Source organism: Elusimicrobiota bacterium, assembly GCA_041660185.1.
GTDB lineage: Bacteria > Elusimicrobiota > Elusimicrobia > 2-01-FULL-59-12 > 2-01-FULL-59-12 > JBAZWU01.
In genome coordinates this window covers 1-13,514 of the sequence record JBAZWU010000023.1, presented here as the reverse complement: position 1 = coordinate 13,514, position 13,514 = coordinate 1, and the positions used below count along the sequence as shown (strand labels likewise).

General features: G+C 57.1%; 22 protein-coding genes. 3 read left to right on the top strand and 19 right to left on the bottom strand.

Features of this window, described 5'->3' with window-relative positions:
• Window positions 1–113 precede the first annotated feature (113 nt).
• Genes WC859_10610 through WC859_10600 form a run of 3 tightly spaced genes read right to left on the bottom strand, consistent with a single transcriptional unit; the run spans window position 114 to window position 4,542 of the window.
• Window positions 114–1,784 carry a hypothetical protein gene (locus tag WC859_10610; protein ID MFA5976598.1) on the bottom strand — a complete coding sequence of 557 codons (1,671 nt, stop codon included), beginning with the start codon at window positions 1,782–1,784 and terminating at the stop codon, window positions 114–116.
• Entirely contained in the window at window positions 1,777–3,306 is a 1,530-nt protein-coding gene (locus tag WC859_10605; GenBank protein ID MFA5976597.1) for a tyrosine-type recombinase/integrase, read from the bottom strand. Before WC859_10605 ends, WC859_10610 begins: the two co-directional genes overlap by 8 nt.
• A 21-nt stretch (window positions 3,307–3,327) precedes the next feature.
• Entirely contained in the window at window positions 3,328–4,542 is a 1,215-nt protein-coding gene (locus tag WC859_10600) for a site-specific integrase (GenBank protein MFA5976596.1), read from the bottom strand.
• A 185-nt stretch (window positions 4,543–4,727) separates the two neighbouring features.
• Here WC859_10600 and WC859_10595 point away from each other — a divergent pair, with 185 nt between their 5' ends.
• The gene (locus WC859_10595; GenBank protein MFA5976595.1) at window positions 4,728–4,958 is read left to right on the top strand and encodes a hypothetical protein; all 231 of its coding nucleotides are present in this window, start codon (window positions 4,728–4,730) and stop codon (window positions 4,956–4,958) included.
• Window positions 4,959–5,590: 632 nt separating this feature from the next.
• Here the strand turns inward: WC859_10595 and WC859_10590 are convergent.
• From WC859_10590 to WC859_10580, 3 genes are read right to left on the bottom strand one after another with little or no spacing between them, the layout of a single operon-like run.
• Window positions 5,591–6,913 carry a zonular occludens toxin domain-containing protein gene (locus WC859_10590; GenBank protein ID MFA5976594.1) on the bottom strand — a complete coding sequence of 441 codons (1,323 nt, stop codon included), beginning with the start codon at window positions 6,911–6,913 and terminating at the stop codon, window positions 5,591–5,593.
• A gap of 3 nt (window positions 6,914–6,916) precedes the next feature.
• Entirely contained in the window at window positions 6,917–7,534 is a 618-nt protein-coding gene (locus WC859_10585; protein MFA5976593.1) for a hypothetical protein, read from the bottom strand.
• Entirely contained in the window at window positions 7,509–7,796 is a 288-nt protein-coding gene (locus WC859_10580; protein MFA5976592.1) for a hypothetical protein, read from the bottom strand. Before WC859_10580 ends, WC859_10585 begins: the two co-directional genes overlap by 26 nt.
• A gap of 148 nt (window positions 7,797–7,944) precedes the next feature.
• Here WC859_10580 and WC859_10575 point away from each other — a divergent pair, with 148 nt between their 5' ends.
• Window positions 7,945–8,301: a hypothetical protein gene (locus WC859_10575; protein ID MFA5976591.1), complete on the top strand. Its 357-nt coding sequence runs from the start codon at window positions 7,945–7,947 to the stop codon at window positions 8,299–8,301.
• A gap of 503 nt (window positions 8,302–8,804) precedes the next feature.
• Here WC859_10575 and WC859_10570 read toward each other — a convergent pair.
• From WC859_10570 to WC859_10510, 13 genes are all read right to left on the bottom strand, one after another.
• A complete protein-coding gene (locus WC859_10570) occupies window positions 8,805–9,362 on the bottom strand; it encodes a hypothetical protein (GenBank protein MFA5976590.1) in 558 nt (185 codons plus the stop codon).
• A gap of 63 nt (window positions 9,363–9,425) precedes the next feature.
• On the bottom strand, window positions 9,426–9,545 hold the full coding sequence (locus WC859_10565; GenBank protein ID MFA5976589.1) for a capsid protein: 120 nt from the start codon (window positions 9,543–9,545) through the stop codon (window positions 9,426–9,428).
• Window positions 9,546–9,702: 157 nt separating this feature from the next.
• Complete coding sequence (locus WC859_10560) at window positions 9,703–9,951, bottom strand: hypothetical protein (GenBank protein MFA5976588.1); 249 nt, start codon at window positions 9,949–9,951, stop codon at window positions 9,703–9,705.
• A 3-nt stretch (window positions 9,952–9,954) separates the two neighbouring features.
• Window positions 9,955–10,227 (bottom strand): hypothetical protein, encoded by a 273-nt coding sequence (locus WC859_10555; GenBank protein MFA5976587.1) that lies wholly within the window; start codon window positions 10,225–10,227, stop codon window positions 9,955–9,957.
• Window positions 10,224–11,051, bottom strand: coding sequence for a hypothetical protein (locus tag WC859_10550; protein MFA5976586.1), 828 nt, complete (start codon window positions 11,049–11,051; stop codon window positions 10,224–10,226). The genes WC859_10555 and WC859_10550 overlap by 4 nt, the downstream gene beginning before the upstream one ends.
• Window positions 11,044–11,313, bottom strand: coding sequence for a hypothetical protein (locus WC859_10545; GenBank protein ID MFA5976585.1), 270 nt, complete (start codon window positions 11,311–11,313; stop codon window positions 11,044–11,046). The genes WC859_10550 and WC859_10545 overlap by 8 nt, the downstream gene beginning before the upstream one ends.
• Window positions 11,310–11,495 carry a hypothetical protein gene (locus tag WC859_10540; GenBank protein ID MFA5976584.1) on the bottom strand — a complete coding sequence of 62 codons (186 nt, stop codon included), beginning with the start codon at window positions 11,493–11,495 and terminating at the stop codon, window positions 11,310–11,312. Before WC859_10540 ends, WC859_10545 begins: the two co-directional genes overlap by 4 nt.
• On the bottom strand, window positions 11,485–11,727 hold the full coding sequence (locus WC859_10535; protein MFA5976583.1) for a hypothetical protein: 243 nt from the start codon (window positions 11,725–11,727) through the stop codon (window positions 11,485–11,487). Before WC859_10535 ends, WC859_10540 begins: the two co-directional genes overlap by 11 nt.
• 38 nt (window positions 11,728–11,765) lie before the next feature.
• Window positions 11,766–11,912, bottom strand: a complete 147-nt coding sequence (locus WC859_10530; protein ID MFA5976582.1) for a hypothetical protein — start codon at window positions 11,910–11,912, stop codon at window positions 11,766–11,768.
• A 106-nt stretch (window positions 11,913–12,018) separates the two neighbouring features.
• Entirely contained in the window at window positions 12,019–12,171 is a 153-nt protein-coding gene (locus tag WC859_10525; protein MFA5976581.1) for a hypothetical protein, read from the bottom strand.
• 8 nt (window positions 12,172–12,179) lie between these two features.
• Window positions 12,180–12,368, bottom strand: coding sequence for a hypothetical protein (locus WC859_10520; GenBank protein MFA5976580.1), 189 nt, complete (start codon window positions 12,366–12,368; stop codon window positions 12,180–12,182).
• A gap of 32 nt (window positions 12,369–12,400) precedes the next feature.
• Window positions 12,401–12,598 carry a hypothetical protein gene (locus WC859_10515; protein MFA5976579.1) on the bottom strand — a complete coding sequence of 66 codons (198 nt, stop codon included), beginning with the start codon at window positions 12,596–12,598 and terminating at the stop codon, window positions 12,401–12,403.
• A gap of 154 nt (window positions 12,599–12,752) precedes the next feature.
• Window positions 12,753–12,875 (bottom strand): hypothetical protein, encoded by a 123-nt coding sequence (locus WC859_10510; protein MFA5976578.1) that lies wholly within the window; start codon window positions 12,873–12,875, stop codon window positions 12,753–12,755.
• An 82-nt stretch (window positions 12,876–12,957) separates the two neighbouring features.
• Here WC859_10510 and WC859_10505 point away from each other — a divergent pair, with 82 nt between their 5' ends.
• On the top strand, window positions 12,958–13,374 hold the full coding sequence (locus WC859_10505; protein ID MFA5976577.1) for a helix-turn-helix transcriptional regulator: 417 nt from the start codon (window positions 12,958–12,960) through the stop codon (window positions 13,372–13,374).
• Window positions 13,375–13,514 lie beyond the last annotated feature (140 nt).

The following is a 13,514-nucleotide window of genomic DNA, read 5'->3' as shown; positions in this document are numbered from 1 at the left end:
GTAGTTGGCCAACAGGCTGCTGAGCAGCTCGTCGGGTACCTCGTGCTTGCGTGAGCTCATGGTGTCTCCGGGTCAAAGGGCAGTTTCCCGCCTGTGGCCCGTTTACACAAAATCTAGGACACCCTCTCTTCAGTACGTCCGTATCGAGAAAAAATCGTCTCGTTGCTTTCGAAATCGCCCAGGGCTAACCCGAGCAATTCATTGGTTGAGCGGCCGATCGCCGAGTATCGTGTGACATCGCAAATGCCCTCGTCACGCTCTTCTGCCACCGATCGCTTAGGATGAATGAAAAGGATTTCAACGGCATCCAACGCCTTGCCATCGACGCGAAGAGATTCTGTATCCGATACCTTCGTCTTCTTTGACTGCCTTAAGTAGCTCTCAAGCTCTGAGATGTTTAGGTAAGCCTCTCTCCAGCGCATGCGATCATCAACATTGAGTGCTGCGCCGTTAGCGTTTCGCATACTCAGTGTTCGGCTAGAGTCCCCATGACGCCTCATCCTATTGAAAAAAACGTACGCTGTCGGGGATACGGCTCTTGAACCGGACGCGAGGTCGGAGACCTGAGCATGGAAGAGCTCATCAAACGTCGCACCCGATCGATCCGACCTGCATCGATCAACCCATTCTCTCCGCTCAGCGTCATCGAACGACATCCAGAATGGATTGCCTGAGAGATACGGATAAAGGTGGAGGATGGGAACAAGTTGGTCTGGCCTAAACTGCGGGAGAATTCGACCGGTTTGAGCTTGGAGCCCTATGGTCAACCTTAGCGGAGCGGTTAGCTCGATTACTCGCTCAAATGTCTCCTGTACGAGCTCCTCAAACATCCTTGGCACATGCTGAATCGCTTCGCGCAAGTTTAATGAGGAGCCGCCTTCTGTGTTCTGCTTTTCCGCGAAATGACGGATCATCAAGGAGCGATCGATGCCTCCTAATGTGCTCGGTTTTGAACCTGATGCGGTGTGGTAAGTGCGTTCCCTTCGCCAATCGAACGGGAGGGTGGCAATCTCGCCGATTCGGAAGCCGGTTACCAACATAAGCCGTAGCCCGGCAAACCTTAGCTCATCAACAAATGTTTGGGGTTGCTCGGTCATGACGATGCGGACGAGCTCCCAGAAGGCGCGGTTCGACGGTAATTTCTCAGCCCGCTTCCTATCTTCGAGATTGTTACGAATCGCCTCTCTTGACTGAAGAAATTTCGCACGCCTGCTCACACTAGGATTGAGCCGAAACGACGCCAGGGCAGAGTAGAGCGGCCCGGCATCTGTGAGGTGATTCTGATCGAAGAGGATCTTGACGAGTCCAGCCACGAGGTCGGCGAGCTTTCCTGAAGGTTGGATCTGTTGTGCTATCCGAAATCCGAGGAGTATGTCATCCACCGTAAGTAGCCATGGTTCTTTCCCGTTAGAGCAGGTAGCTATGACCCGGAGTGGCCTCACAATGCTTATTACGACATGGCCCGTGGAATTCTTACGGACAAACAGCTGATCCACGACAGCGGCCTTGATAAGCTCTTGCCATGACTCGGATAGCAAGGACTCGGTCGCACCTGCTCCCCCGCCCGAACCAATTATCTGCAGTGCATTGACCGCGGCTTCGTCCGTGCCTAGATAATTGAGATAGTGAACGGGCTTTGTAACCCCACCAACCATCCGGGTCAGGTTCCAGGCTGAATCCTTGTGCGCCTTTCCTCGATGGTCGACGTCGATATTCCAGGGGTGGCCTATAGCAGCCAGCACCGCCCGATTAGTCGTTATGAACGTGTCGAAGAGCTTATTCATGCCACTCACCCTCTAGCTCGCCGACGATCGACTGAACATTGGTGATGGTTCGCTGCAACTGAAGAAAGGCTGGTGTCGACCCCTCTTCGCGACCCGAGGTACCGAAGAAGCCGACCACTTTGCGAAGATCTGCCAGAACCTGGCGGTGAACTGAGGCATTCTGTAGCGGCATGAACCGGCGACATCCATAACAGGAGAGGACCGGGTTGTAGGGACATGCTGGCTGACCAGAGCTACATCCGCCAATGCCCGTGATGGGTATTCCATGGGGAACCGCACCGATCTGGTAGTCGCCTTTGAGCTCGGCAAGGTCCTCTTCCGTGATGAATCGATCGTGCGCTACCTTCGCAAGGTTCGAGTAGATCTCAGAAATGCCGAACGCGCGATTAATTCTCTCGGCCTGGCTGCTGGATGTTTGGTAGTAGATGAGTCCGCTTGTTATATCTGCATGACCAAGGAATTCGGCAAGCTCTTCGTGGCTCGCGCCGGCATCTACCATCCTCTGTGCGGCTGAATGACGGAAGGTCTTCGTCGAAACCACGTCATCATGAAGGAGGTCTCTTACGACGCTCGAAATACGCGTTCCCGCCTCATTCGCGGATGACACAGCGAAGATCCTCGAGGCACCAGGCGACCCAGCTTTGACCGCGCGATCGAGAAGCTCGGCAAAAACCGAAGCCCACTCCGGCTTGACCCTTCGTATCAATGGAATCGCCTGGGTTCCGCGTCGCTGCTTCACCATCGGGAAGGCAAGGTGAACGGCAGGGGATCCATCTGATGTCAGGATACGATGGCGGACACCCTCGATTTTTAGGCGTGCAATTTGGATCGGTCGCATTCCAAACTGGAATGCACAGACGAGCATTCCCACGTCAGCGAGATCACTGTATGTCCACCTAGCCGGCTCAGATGAGATGGATCGGGCCGCGTCGTCAATGAGGCGAACTACAGTCGCCTCCTGCTCAATCGAGAAGAATGCCTTCCCACTACGCAGAAAGGCGTACTTATCCCTCTCCGGCAAAGAAAGAGACTTACCGATGTACTCTGAGTACGATGGTGACCATCCTCCTATTCTATAGATGCATAGGACACGCAAAATGTCCTTGATGACAAGGAGGCTGTATGGGGCACGAGATTTTGAAACGATCTCGATCCACAGTGGAAGAATCGTTTCTGGACTAGAAAGCACGACGGACGTCATGTCGCTTCCTGAGAGGTTCCTTGTGCCCATGATTCTGTTGACGATTGCAAATGCGTTAACTTCTCTTCTAAAGAGTTCTACAAGAGCGTGCTTCAAAACTGTAGCGAGGCTTGGCGAAAACTCGTCAAAACGAACGGCGTACACCCTGCCACCGTAGTGCAGGTCGATCGCTGGCGCATTGCTGACCCCGACAACAGATCGATGACACTCGGAAAACTCGTCGAAGTACTTGATCACGGAGGGAAGCGAAGGCAAATGAGCGACAACCTCCCGCGCAATCCGAAGTTCGTGCTCGGGTTCCAGGATGAGTTGCGTCAGCACGGTTAACCTCTCGGCTAGCAGTTAGGGCAGGGCACGAAGCATTTCAATCTGACTGTCGAACTGGTCCGACCAAACCTTTGATAGTCGATCTTCGAAGACCGCGCTCGCATAGCGCATCGGCATCGTTGATTCACGTGACCAGCCAAAAAATGTCCTGAGCTTCTGCGTGGCCTCATCCATATGGTTCCCTTGTGCAAGTAGCTGGTTGAGCCTCACCACAGCGCACGTGTGTCGAAGATCATGGGGCGTCACGGTGAAACGCCCGGTTCGCGCGAAGAGCTCCTCTCGAATCTTTTCCGGTAGTGCACCAGAGGCCTTCGCAAATAGCTTGGTCAGTGACTCCGTGGAAAGAGGTAGCTGCTTTTGTGAATTGAGCAAGAATGCGTGATCCGGTCGGCCGCGGTAATTCTCCACGTACGACTGTACGAGGCTCGCCATAGCCGGGCTCACGGGCAGTTGTCGAATCGATTGCGCTGTCTTGATGCTCGGTCGGCTGAATCTTGGGTCCGTGGATTCGTCCTCGTAGGGGTTCGTTTCGACATTGAGCCACGAACGCTCGCAATCGGTCCTAATGTCGTAGGCCGATTTGACGGCATCCGCGGGTAGCTGGAGGAGTTCGCCTCTGCGCAGCCCCTGATGCAACATCAGCATGAAGCTTATGAACACGATCCATCGCGTACGTTCACTTACAAAGGGATTGGCCTCGGACCTAGGGTCGAGGAGCTCGTAAAGCGCTTCAGCCACGTTTGCCGGGAGCGAGCGCACCGGCGTGCTCTGACGTGGGCGAGCGACGTGAAGCTGCCCATAAAGATGGGACAAGCGATGAAGTTTGAGCTCAATGCCGCGCGAGTCAGCCCCTGGCAGCGGCGATTTTGATAGCCAGGTGACCGTCGAAGAGACAAATTCAAAGCCCGTACGCCATCTCGCTTCGTCGCTCGGTGAACTGTTCCCGCGATTCACAATCGAGATGAACCAGGACTCGAGAATTGTAGCTATCAGAGGTTCATCGAAGGGACACAGGCCACGATCGAGGGATCCCGGCCCCGCCGTTTCGTCTGCATGGACGTAAAGGCTCTCGAGGAACCGAAGCTTCTTGTCGCGAGTCGACGGCGCGACCTCGTTCAGCGTCAACGCCGACCAGATGGTTGCCCAATAGCGCGGCACTCCCGCCAGGTCGACCAGGATGTCTTGTCGTAGGGTCGACGGCAGGAGGTCACTCGTGAGGCGCTTGAACACCGGTCAACCCGATACGCAACGAGAGGAATGACCAGAAGCTACCTCAGCAACTGGTCAAATGCCAAGGACGGCAGCTGTTTGCGCAACAGCCACAGAAGTACCAAGGTTTCGCATAATGTATATTATGTCTACTTGCATTATTGGCATGTTCTATGCTTTGCAGCGCCGAGGCAAAGGAGAAAAAGATGTACGCATGGACATTCGACAGCAAGCGGCAAACGCTTAAAGCACCATCAGGCTGGACAATCACCGTCCGCGAGATCGCACAAGAACTGCAAGACCGCACGCATTGCCGCGTAAATCTCGAGGGACCATGGGCAGGCTGGAAAATACGGGGAAAGACCATGACCACACCACAAGGTCACAAATGGACACCCGACAGCTTGCGAAAATTTGGCACCGTCAAAGAAACTTGAGACCAGCAGCACAACGGACTGACCCCGAGCGGGTCAGTTCTTGTGTGTAGACATTCCCTCGCACGCGAACCACCACACCACCCTCGCAAAGCTCATCACTGGCCAGCGGCTGCGACGGCGGCTGCAACTGCGGGCGCACTGGTGCCGGGGGAGAATTCAGGTAGGTGAAATGAGGTTGAACGGGAACATCCGGGCGGTTTGCTCGATGCAGGATGTACCGATACATGGGCACCGTAGCCAGCAGAAGAAGCAAGCCCAACACGTAGTACATCCCTGATCGCATGCCCCGCCCTCACCTATCCAGTGCGACAAGAGTAATGCAGCCACTCGTCGCTTTGCTCGCTAAACACCGAGGCAGGTCAGAGGGAACGGATGGAAAGCAGTCAAGCGGAGGAAGTGTGGTGCCGGGGATCGAGGCGGGGACCGGTGCGCGTGGGATGTGCAACTGGACACATGGAAAACGCGGCCACGCTTAGAAACGCGCTCTCGCGCTCGCCTTCGGCAGGGAATGCAAACACCTTGGCGAGATCTCAATCGCTGAATATAAGTTAACTGATTTATGAATGGTAGTTAACTGGCACGATTGATGCGTTATTGACAAAGCATCGAACATATGATTGGAAAATGATGCGTCAATCGTGCGAAGGGTGCCAATCGCTACCCGCCTCATGCGCAACCAGCTGAGGGGGCGTATAGGACTGGGCGATTTTACTTTGCGGCCATTGACGACCATCACCGGCAGAGAGGTCAGCGGCACGACCCGAGGACGCCACAGGCGACGACGCCGAGGGGGTCGAGGGTGACGCGGACGAGGAAGCGGACGGCGGCACATCCAGCGGCCATGAGGTAACGACCGCGTCCTTTTTTCCGTAACTCAGGCGCACACCGTAAGGGTGAACATCGATGGTGACGCCGAGGTCACGCACCTGAGCGAACGTCAGGCGGTCCAGAACCTTGCCGCCCGTCTGAACCCACTCGATCACACCCAGCGACTTCGCGCCATCATCGACCACACCGGCCAGACGTGCCCGCGCCTGATCGCAGAGGTCAAAGACGTAGGCGACAGTCGAGGGCATGCCCGTGGTATCGACATGCTTGATCATGTCGCCGCCACCCTGCCCCGTGGCCGGTGCCGCAGCGGCAAGCGGATGCGCAGGAATACCGAAGGAAGCAGGAGGCGGCGAAGCCAACGTGTGCGGTGCCGCAGCAAGGCCAGAGTGGCCCGAGAAAAAGCGCGTGAACGACCACAGGCCGAGACCAACCAGCGGAATCACGAAGACCGCGTACTTGCCAATCTTCGCCCAGACCGTTTTACCGCCAGCCGTATAGACGACCGTATTGTCGGCACCATCGGCGTAGCCCTTGTAGAGCGGAAAAATCGCGGGCTGATAGGCTTCCGTGTCCGTGCCGACCAACTCAAAGCGATCCGGGCCCATCGCATGATACCGACGCACCGTGTACTTTTTCTGGAGACCCACGGCGGTCAGTTTCTGAAACACATTCTTGCGCTCAATGCGTGCACGAAGCGAGGAATGCAGGCGCTTGTACCACTGGCTCAGGAGCAAGCCGTCCATACCATTCTGCCCGCACAGGGCAAAAAAGTTTTCGATGGCCGGGTTGATCGGCGCACGGTCCGCAACATAAAACTCATGGCATTCATCGATAACGAACAGCGCGTTTTTCAACTGCTCAGGAATCGCCCATTCCTCACCACCGTCGGAGAAACCCGGACGAATGGCGAGAAAGAGTTTCTTCACGTCTGCCGTGCCGACCAGCACCAGCAGATTGCGCACGGTCTCCACTGGCATGTCCAAGTGGGCAGCAATCTTGTCGTGATCCAGTCCATTGAGCCTCGCAAACACACGACGACCTGCCTTGATGGCCGGCAGAATGTGCGACAACACGGCATCGTAAGACTTGCCAGAGCGCGGCAGACCTTCATTAAAAACGAGCATACGTCACCACTGGAAGAGGGTCAGGAATTTACGCGTGAGGCGGAACACATAGCCAAGACCGATCAAACCCAGCGCCGTGCCGACCTGCAATTGCGAGATAAAGAAACCAACGATCGGACCGGCATTACCGAGTATCGAACCCATCGAATATTGCGACAGCCACGAAGGCGTGCCGATCGCATTGATAGCCGCTTGGACCACGTAAAGAATCACGTACAGGAGATAGGTAACGAGGTCTTTCAGCAACGTAACCAACGCGACAAAAAAGACATTGAGCGCGTAGGCAAACCACCCCGTCAGGCGACTAAGCCAGCCCGTGCTGGTCGTCTGCGCCGGTAGACCCGGCACACCGCCAATACCATGACCACCGATGGACGAGACTGCACCCGGAGCACCCGAGGGGGAAAGGCACTGCTGCTGACCCGTAGCGACATCGGTGATGCACGTGTCACCGCTGGTCGCCGAACCGCCGCAAACGATCACGTTTTGAATCAACGAGCAGCCCGGGGGGACAATGCCGTCCGCATGGGCAACACGAGGAAAGACTACCGGCAGAGAGACCAGCAGCGAGACCACGAACAGAAACAGACCGAGGCTAATAGAGCGCGATGCGGAATGCACTGAACGCCCCCACCGCCAAGACGATATAGCCCGCCGCCGCCAACAACGCGAGGATGGCCGGATCGCAGAAAAAGGAAAAATCGAAGCCCGCCGCGCCCCAGTATTTATTACCGGGGATATGCCACGCCGGACAGGAACCCGACGCATTGACCGTGAAGAAACTCGACACGGACGAGACAATCGGTGAGGTCTGGACCGACGCCGCAAAACCCGAGTAAACCGACCCCGGCGTGTCAGCGCCACCGTTGTAGAGCGTACCCACGTTGCCGTCCGCGTTGCCCACGTCACAGACGCCCGTGGTGCACTTCGTAGACGTCGAGGATGACGAGGGCGGCGTACTCGTGCTGCTGCTACCCGCCGTGTTACTGGTGCCCGTGCTGCTGCCCGTGCCGCTGACCGTACCCGCACCCGTGCCACCCGTCGAGGAACCGCCAGCAGGGGCCGTTGTCGTGCCCGTGAAGGATGAAGAACCCGTGGTGGTCGTGGTACTGGTCGTCGTCGTGCTTGAAGAAGTGCCACTGGTCGAGGTATTTGACGTGGACGCGGTCGATGAGTTGGCCGAACTAGACGACCCTGCAGGAGGAGTAGGCGGCACCGGAGGCGTCGAGCCACCCGTGGTCACACATTTCCCGCTGATGCCATCACAGAACGTCTGCCCGCCGTTGGGGTTGGTAATCGGAGGTGGAGGCGAAGGAATAGTGGGCTGTGGCGCTGGCGAAGATCCAGCGACAGGACACTGCGCTCCGTTGGTCTGCCAAGAAGATTGAGAACCCGAGGGATTCAGAGGGTCAACAACCCACAGAATACGACAGCCATCATGGCAAGACGTACCGTCAGCAGGACCCACCGCACCCGGAGAAGCGAAGAAGTCATAAGGCGTACCCGGCGGAAGCGCCTGCCCTGCCATGCAGCTAGGAGGAACGGAACCAGTGAAAGGAAAATCGCCCAGATTCCGCGCCTGCGTACCAGCAAAATAATTATGGGCAGTCGAGGCATCTGTACCACCACGGTAGATATCGTTTCCAGAAACATTGCAAAAAAAGCCCGTACCAACACTGGGCGCAGGAGTCATGCAGGACTGCATTGCAGAATCGTAACTAGCGTTACTCGATGCAAACGCAACGGAGGGAGCAAAAACACCAGTCAAAAGCAGCGAGGCCAACGCGCCATAAAGTGCCGAACGAAGCCTGAGGCGCTCAATCATGACTAAAACCCTTGGCGCAAGCCCATGCGCACATCGTGCCGAGAAAGCCGCAGAAAAGATCAAGGATCATGCGGCCTCCCCGTTCTCGCGCTTCCACTCTTCGCGCCACTCGAAGGCGTCGTATTCCGCGTCAGTCATCCCATCACCACGTACCACGTCAGGATCGTCACCGGTTTCGTTCGTGCCGGACCCCAGGTCTTGCGCCGATTCTTCATCCTCCATCGGCGAGTCGTCTTCCGTGTCCATTTCGGTGTCGTCCTCTGCATCCACGCCCAGCAAACCATCGTTGTCAGCACCCTGATCAACGTCAGGCATGTACGAGCGCGCCACGTAGTACTCACGCCAGTCAAAACCTTCATTCAACGCCGCCGCCGCCGCGAGCTGGGCAGCATGCAAACGACGATTCTCCGCAGCCGACCCGAAGAACCCGGCGACCTTGCGAACGACCCAGACCACGAAGACCAGACCCGCGAGCAGCAAGGCAGCACCAAGAAGCGCGCCAATCACCGACCCGTTGGTGATGTTCGTAAAAACAGCGCCGCCTGCCTGATTCGCGGCAATCGTGCCGGAGCACGGACCGGTTGGATCGGTCGGACCGCCGAGACCACAAGAACTGGTAGACATAGCACCGCCATTCGTCAGAAAAATTGGGGCGAGAAATCCCCGCCCCGGTACAACATCGCGGGATCAGCCGAAGAAGCGAGCCACCTTCTTGGTCGCCCACTTGGCGAAGCCCACACCGGCGAGCAGCACACCGGCACCGATCACGGCAGTGATCGCGGTGGAGGTGTCCAGACCGGTCAGGATGGAGCTGTACGTGGTAGCGGTCTGGGCAGACGCCGCACCAGCGACGAGCGAACCGGCGATGACAGCGGCGGGGGCCAGCGACTTGGCGCGGTTCAGGGTGTTGCGGATCATGTTGCGCATTGCAGTTTTCCTCTGGTTGATGAGACGCGAAATTGCGTCAGTCTTTGAACATCGAAATCACCGAACCGGCTGCACGCGAAGCGATGAAGAACACCATCACCGCACCCCATGCACCGAAGAACCACCCCATCGCTTCGGCTGACGTTGGAGCGCCAAGAGCAGTTTGCAGGGACTGATACACCCCGTACTCACTACCCGAAACCATCACGTAGCCCGTGCACGTCGCCACCGGCTCACCCGTCGAGGCAAGCGTTCCGTCTGGATTGATGACAACGCACAGGGCCACGGCTTAGGCGACCTTCGCCGGACCGGCGACCTTCGACGGCAGCGGCACCAGCACGGCGCGACTCATGGTCAGCCGACCGTTTTGCACGGCAAAGGACTCCGGCGCCAAGGTGTATTCACCCGGAGCCAGATGCTTGCCCACATCGGAGGTCAACTGGAACGCGGTCGGCAGACCGTCGATTTCCAGCACGGCCCACTGCTTGGACCGCTGACGCGTCACGCCTTCCCATGTGGACTCAAACGGCTCCACCGCCTTGTTCAGTACGTTGATTTTCATGCTGCTCGCTCCTGTTGATGTTCATCGATTCGATATGCCCACACTTGACCATCTGGCCCCACCACTACACGCCAAGGAGAGGGCAAAAACTCCCCGGTGAATTTGTCCATATAGCCGCCTGAAACCTTGCGAATGTCCGCCCTACCCGTCAGCGCATCACGCACCCACATGGGCGACTGCCAATAACGAACATGGCGCCGACCTTCGGGCGTCAGACCACCGTGACCGCACATGCGGGCACCTTTGGGATAGCCCTTTACATCCGCCGCCGTGGTCTTGCTGGCGTACTTGGTGATGTAGCCGATAGGGCTTTGCGCCGTGATGATGTTGGTCATCCCGTGCGGCCACCAACCTTGGGTATCGGCGTGCGGCAGGTACTTGCCTTTGGGAAGCCAGACGACAACGTGGTAGTGGATCGCGCCTCTCGTCTGCCGCTCGGCCACCCAGACATAACGAAACCGAATATTCCGCTTGCGACACCACATCATCATCGCGTTACGAAACTTCGCAAGATGCCCCGCTTCCCACGTGTCGCCATCGGCATAGGTCAGGGTCAGAAACTTTTTATTCCACAACTGCGCACCGCGTTCCGTATGCGCGTCGAAATGAAGAAGCCTTGCGGCATGACCCACGGCCGTTTTCATCCGCTTGATCCGCGAGGCTTCCCGATTAACCAGCAACCGTTCGCGAATCGGCCGATTTATCTGCACTTCGTGTGCTTTAGACACACTTGTTGCATTAGTGATAAACCCCAGCCCTGCGGGCAGCGCGTCGGCTGCGCCTCCGCGCTGGCCGCAAGGCTTCAACTGGCAAACCTCACCCATGCCATTTGCTCCTTTCGATATCCAGAAAGGGGGCATTGATCGCCGCATCCTGAGCATTGCGCACAGCCCACGCCAGCCGCGTCACACGCACCGCGTCACGGTCGGCACGGTCCAGCATGGGAAAGACCATGTCGGGGCATACGGGCGCGTTTTGGAAGCCTTGCGGATACAAGTCAAAAGGCGATTCGCCCATGCCGGACACAGCGGGCGACGAACGCGGCGACTCAGGCGGCGCGTACTCGCCGAGATAGAGGCCGATCACTCGACGTCATCCACGTCAACGGCCATTTCCAGATTGTCGGAAAACGACTCAGCAGTCAGGGAAAGCACCATGAACAGAGTGTGTTGCTCATTGACCTGAGCACGCTCGCTAAGGGCACGGAGCATGGACAAGACACGACTTGTCTCGGCCATCGAGACCGGACCCACGACTTCAATCGACATGTGCACACTCCAGCCCGACGCTTTGCAGCGCCAAGTGAATAAAGGAATACGACTGCTCAGACTGAGCAAAGGGAACCGGCCTGCCCTGCTGAGCAAGCCACTCGCGATGGATCGAATGAGCGTCCCACTTCGTCAACTCAGCACGCAGAGGACGAGGAACCTCAAGACCGGCTTTGCAAAGCAGCGATATAGCCGTCCGAATGCCGTTGCGCATCCCTTCGGCGTAGACCATGCCAGCGTCGGCTTCGACTGTGGTGGAGGCGCGGGCGGTCATTGAAGGCCACCACGAAGACGAACGATCTCCGACGCCAAGGCATCCAAAGACGCGAGATCGCGCTGGATATAGAAAACGACTCGAAGAAGAGCGACACAAAGGAAAAGCGTGAAGAACGCGAGAAAAAGCAGCGCGTACATCATGAACGCACCCTCCAAATGAACCACCGAACAATGTCGGCGACCTGATGATAGAAAGACCGAACACCGAGCAGGAACACGTACAGCGTGAGGACACCAAGATAGATGCTCATGATTGGCGCGTTCCCGCGACATAGCCCGTGATCAGGCCAGCCAGAAACATCAGCGCCATGGACAGGACAACGAGGGCGACGGAGGCATAAAGCATGTCGCCGTGCACTGCGAGCGGGTACACACAAGACGGGTACGGGGACTGGGTCATGAGGCACATCACTGGACCACCTCCAGCGCAGCAGCAGCGCGAGCGAAGAAGACACAGCCGCAATCACGCCGACCGGCAAGAAACGCCAGTTCTGCAAGGTCCAGATAATGCTGGCCGACCCGGCATGCGTTTAAAAAAGTGTCCCCCGTGTCCGCCACCACCAGCACAGGGCCAGCCATGGGGATAGAAGGGAACACGGGGAACAAGTTTCGCGTTGCGTTCGAGCGGCTCATGCGAAGCGCTCCGACATTGCAAACGAGCGAATTGCATCCCACTCCGCAACATCAGCCATCAGAGCGGCGTTGAGAAAATCGCCAACCGCCACACAGTGCGCTTCGTGGGTCAAAGCAAGTTCACAGGACTCGGCAGCATCAACGATGGAAGCACGCACTTCATCGGCAGTACGGCGAGGATGAACGGCGCTCATGAATGCAATGCCTCACCAAAGGGCTGCAACGCGAAATATTCAGCAACCTCACGGTGAAGCGCTGCGCCAAGAAAATCCGCACGTTTGAGACAACGGGCCTCACTACGCAACGCGGCCTCGCAGGATTCGGCGTAGTCAACGATCAGGTCGCAGTTCATGAGCGAACCCCGATCCAGAACGCACGTTCACGCGACGACTGAGCGACTTTGAGACGGTTGTCGATACGGCGCACCAGCAAGATCATGGCGGCGAGGTAGACGATAAGCAGGATGTACATAGGCTGGCCCCTTCTTCCAAGACCCTTGGAAGTTGGCGGCATTACAGTACCCTTGTAAGTCCCCTGTCAAGAGGCTTGTAAGATGACCGACTCGATTAAATTGCTTGACAAATACTGTGAAACATGCAAGCACCCATCAGATAGCGCAGCGGCCCGGGCACTAAAAGTCCAACCGTCTGCCGTCAACAACTGGAGGCAAGGACGCGCCAAGCCGAGCGCCGAAGCTGTAGAAAAAATGTGCACCGCCATCGGTGAACCGCTGCGCAAGTGGCTACCACTGATCGAAGCGGAAAGGGCAAGAACACCTGCTGACCGCAAGGTGTGGCTTCGACTGGCGCAAGCGGCTGCGATTATTGCACTGACGTTTAGCCGTCCAGACGTCTATACGTCCATCTCGCAAAGTGTGGCTTTCGCTGCGCATAATCCGGGGACAATGTATATTATGTCAAAAGCCGGAAGTTCCAAGAGTGTTGCGTTTTTGGTGTCGCCACCCAGTTAACCGTGTCACCTAACTGTCCAGTCCCGACTGGTTCTTTGATTTGCCGTTGAATAGCTCCGGCTTCTCGGTCTGCCAGGTCCGTATCGCTTGAAGCGGTGTCTTGTGGCCGAGTGCGCGTTGCGGAAGATGGTCGTTGTAAA

What these genes read in the sequence shown, in the direction of transcription:
- WC859_10610 (MFA5976598.1), bottom strand. Translation starts at nt 1,784, where the DNA reads ATGAATAAGCTCTTCGACACGTTCATAACGACTAATCGGGCGGTGCTG.
- WC859_10595 (MFA5976595.1), top strand. Translation starts at nt 4,728, where the DNA reads ATGTACGCATGGACATTCGACAGCAAGCGGCAAACGCTTAAAGCACCA.
- WC859_10590 (MFA5976594.1), bottom strand. Translation starts at nt 6,913, where the DNA reads ATGCTCGTTTTTAATGAAGGTCTGCCGCGCTCTGGCAAGTCTTACGAT.
- WC859_10570 (MFA5976590.1), bottom strand. Translation starts at nt 9,362, where the DNA reads ATGTCTACCAGTTCTTGTGGTCTCGGCGGTCCGACCGATCCAACCGGT.
- WC859_10555 (MFA5976587.1), bottom strand. Translation starts at nt 10,227, where the DNA reads ATGAAAATCAACGTACTGAACAAGGCGGTGGAGCCGTTTGAGTCCACA.
- WC859_10550 (MFA5976586.1), bottom strand. Translation starts at nt 11,051, where the DNA reads ATGGGTGAGGTTTGCCAGTTGAAGCCTTGCGGCCAGCGCGGAGGCGCA.
- WC859_10540 (MFA5976584.1), bottom strand. Translation starts at nt 11,495, where the DNA reads ATGTCGATTGAAGTCGTGGGTCCGGTCTCGATGGCCGAGACAAGTCGT.
- WC859_10535 (MFA5976583.1), bottom strand. Translation starts at nt 11,727, where the DNA reads ATGGTCTACGCCGAAGGGATGCGCAACGGCATTCGGACGGCTATATCG.
- WC859_10530 (MFA5976582.1), bottom strand. Translation starts at nt 11,912, where the DNA reads ATGATGTACGCGCTGCTTTTTCTCGCGTTCTTCACGCTTTTCCTTTGT.
- WC859_10525 (MFA5976581.1), bottom strand. Translation starts at nt 12,171, where the DNA reads ATGACCCAGTCCCCGTACCCGTCTTGTGTGTACCCGCTCGCAGTGCAC.
- WC859_10515 (MFA5976579.1), bottom strand. Translation starts at nt 12,598, where the DNA reads ATGAGCGCCGTTCATCCTCGCCGTACTGCCGATGAAGTGCGTGCTTCC.
- WC859_10510 (MFA5976578.1), bottom strand. Translation starts at nt 12,875, where the DNA reads ATGTACATCCTGCTTATCGTCTACCTCGCCGCCATGATCTTGCTGGTG.
- WC859_10505 (MFA5976577.1), top strand. Translation starts at nt 12,958, where the DNA reads ATGACCGACTCGATTAAATTGCTTGACAAATACTGTGAAACATGCAAG.